The organism is Serratia sp. CY74737 (genome assembly GCF_052166775.1).
GTDB classification, from domain to species: domain Bacteria; phylum Pseudomonadota; class Gammaproteobacteria; order Enterobacterales; family Enterobacteriaceae; genus Serratia; species Serratia ureilytica.
Genome location: NZ_JBJNOF010000032.1, coordinates 1 through 2,206 on the forward strand (window position 1 = coordinate 1; position 2,206 = coordinate 2,206).

The 2,206-nt window shown below is 48.5% G+C and carries 2 protein-coding genes and 1 pseudogene; all 3 read right to left on the minus strand.

Annotated features, from left to right (window positions below; genetic code table 11):
* Positions 1-267: 267 nt before the first annotated feature.
* Positions 268-996 (minus strand): annotated as a pseudogene (locus ACJ8PE_RS24950) (RHS repeat domain-containing protein); the annotation flags it as partial.
* 135 nt (positions 997-1,131) lie between these two features.
* Entirely contained in the window at positions 1,132-1,662 is a 531-nt protein-coding gene (locus ACJ8PE_RS24955; protein ID WP_197760551.1) for a hypothetical protein, read from the minus strand.
* Between the two features lie 16 nt (positions 1,663-1,678).
* The coding region (locus ACJ8PE_RS24960; RefSeq protein WP_442536944.1) for an RHS repeat-associated core domain-containing protein at positions 1,679-2,206 on the minus strand (528 nt) is incomplete at its 5' end.

A 2,206-nucleotide genomic window follows, 5' to 3' on the forward strand; every position in this document is an offset into this window, starting at 1 on the left:
GGTAATGATCTGGTGCTCGGTGAATCGGGCTTTACGCATGACGATCTCCTCAGGGGACATAATCAGTATGTCGGAAGATCTCTAAAAGTGAATGGTCCGTTTTACCGGGATGCTTACAATTCCAACAGGTTGTCCTCTGGTTGCGCCAAATTTCCCTGTATTGACTTTTTCCGCTTTGAAACCACGTTCCTCAAGCCATTTGAGTGCTTTATTCCTAGCTTGTTCATAAGAATCTTTCGGCTCTTTTTCTGTTTTACAAGGCTTACTACTCAACCCCAACGGATCCACCCACATCAGCGGGTTCGGCGCATACTGATACAGGTTCAACCCGCCTTCCAACCCTATCGGGTCCTGCGTGGTGAAACGCCCCACCTCGGGTTCGTAGTAGCGGAACAGGTTGTAGTGCAGGCCGCTTTCGTCGTCCTGATATTGCCCGGCGTAGCGCAGTGGCTGCTGGTATTGCGCGCCCTGCCGCTTCGCCGCGCCGGCCACCGTCTGGCCCTGCAGCTTGCCGAAGGTGTCGTATTGCCCGGACCAGCACAGGTTGCCCGCCGCGTCGGTCACTTCCAGCGGCGCGCTGTTCAGATCGGTGTGATACCAGTAAATATCCGCCGAGCGGCTGTCGCCCGCCTGCTCCAGCGCCGCCAGCGGGCTCCACGGGCTGGCCGGATCGTAGCTCCAGCTGCGGCGGCTGCCGTCGTCGCGCTGCTCCTGCAGCAACCGGTAGCCCTGCCACAGGAAACGGGTCGTTTGTTCGGTTTTGCCCTTGTAGCGCACCGCTTTTCGGCTGCGGCGGCCCAGCGCGTCGTAATGGTACTGCGCCTCGAATTCACCCTGCGGGCCGCGGCCGTGCGCCTGCACCAGCCGGTTGTCGGCGTCGTAGCGGTAGTGCTGTTCGTACAGGCCGTTGCGCCGGCTGATCAGGTTGCCCCAGGCGTCGTAACGGTAAAACAGTTTTTGCCAGTGCGTCAGGCGGGTGTCGGCGAACGGCACCAGTCGATGCCGCTCTAGGAGTTTATATAGACCAGTTCATTCTTATTTTTAAAGAACGTGTCTCGTAACCTAATTTTTCTTTAAGCCCCTTATTTTCTCAATTTAAAAAACATTTTCCATTAGAAATCATACGCTTCATTAACATTGTGAAAATTCAATATTCAATCCTTCCTCATCACATAAATCGACAAATAGTTGAGAGACAATCATTCGCTCACAAAAAACACTATCTCTCGCTATAAAGAAATCTTTATCGCATTTATAGGCAGGAATATCGATTAGTTTAGTGCCATCAATAAGTTCCCTAAACGTTGTTCTTTCCTCGTCAATAATTGGAAGGTAATTATTTACCTTACATAAGGACATCGTTTCACTAGCATTTTCCACAGTACACTTATAGAAGGACATTTCAGATGCAATTCTACGTTCAAATATAGATACCGCTCTCTGCGAAAAGACTGGGACTCCGATATTGGCAGGAAAATAATCTGAAACCATCAGTTTATCACTCCGCATAGTACTTTGTACTTTACCTTTTGGTAGTGAATATGAGAGAAACTTACCATCCCCTTCATTCCAAATGAAAAAGCTTGATAATCTTGACTTTGGGTCTGAGAAGTCAATAACTCCATTGCCCAATGGGAAGCTACTAATAGTATAGATGTTCATGCCCTTATCCTCGTAATCAAGCACATGTAAGCTTTCCTGTTTTGAATCCTTTACGAGCCTCATGCTGTAGGTTCAATACTTCACTTTGTATTCGTCGATAATCCCATTTTTCTTTATTTGCAACTCTCTCCAAAGCATCTAGTTTTGACTTCATCATTTCATTATATATTGCATGCTCTTTTGTCCAACCACGATGAAGTCCCAAGTCCGGATTAGGATCTATTCCTTTTGCAACAGGAAGTCGCATCATATTTGATGCACCATTAATACTCATCCCGGATTGCACAAAAACAGGATGATTCCTAAGTGAGTACGGAATCAAATGCTGACGTTGGTACCCTTGAGTGGTATCCATCCACGAAGGGAAACGATCTAAACCTAGTGGATCTATCCAAGTTAAAGGATTTGGCCCATAAGCATATAAATTCAGCCCGCCGCGCAACCCTATCGGATCCTGCGTGGTGAAACGCCCCACCTCGGGTTCGTAGTAGCGGAACAGGTTGTAGTGCAGGCCGCTTTCGTCGTCCTGATATTGCCCGGCGTA